This is a genomic window from Ferrimonas pelagia (assembly GCF_039543565.1).
Classification (GTDB): Bacteria; Pseudomonadota; Gammaproteobacteria; order Enterobacterales; family Shewanellaceae; genus Ferrimonas; species Ferrimonas pelagia.
Genome location: NZ_BAABJZ010000034.1, coordinates 1 through 774 on the forward strand (window position 1 = coordinate 1; position 774 = coordinate 774).

Sequence of the window (774 nt, forward strand, 5' to 3'; positions counted from 1 at the left end):
GTAATGCCAGTCAGTTAAGCTGACTGGCATTTTTCTTTCGTGGTCGCCGAACTGCGTATTTCTGGGGACGACGCTTCACAGCTCGAGGGTAATGGCGCTCTCGCCGGATTGGCAGTACAAAGGCCGCAGCCATTCCGATGATCTGCCCAATCACACGGGGGATATTTCCCGGTGAAACCATTGGCAGCATCTGCAGCTGGCTGATTAAGTAGATCGCAGCACCTTTGAAGCTGATCTGATAAGGCTCAACCCCCTTCAGTGAATAGGCCATCTGCCCCATCAAAAATCGCAGCAAGTTGTAGGCAAGCAATACGCCCCATAGCTCCTGTTTCACCGTATCCGGCTTCTTGCTTCTGACCGTCAACTGGCTATGAAGCAAATGCTGCTTCATCTCCCGATAGCCCAGTTCGATCTCCCATCGGTGGCCATACAGATCCACGATATCAGCCGCTGGATAGCGCTTGGGATCGGTCATCGACGTCAGGATCTGAACACGCTTGCCGTTGACCATCTTGGTGATGAGCCGAGCGGTCATGGTGGCCGGTGCATCACTCCACTTTGTCCGCGCTTGTGGCGAGATCGGCAGTTCTACCAGTTCGTGGCCAGAACTGATCTTTCTGAGCACCTCATATCGTGCCCCCTTTTTTAACGGGATCATCCAGTGGCGCTCCTCTCCCGTTTTTTGCCAGCGGTGTAGGAGGCCCAAGGCATAGAAGCCCTTGTCGAAGATCGTGAGGGAATGATCCGGTGTCTTGTCGATCAGCTCTGCGGTCA

General features: G+C 54.1%; 1 protein-coding gene. It reads right to left on the minus strand.

From position 1 onward, the window contains the following. Positions 1–10 precede the first annotated feature (10 nt). On the minus strand, positions 11–774 hold a 764-nt coding region (locus ABEA08_RS09475; RefSeq protein ID WP_345335059.1), incomplete at its 5' end, for an IS4 family transposase.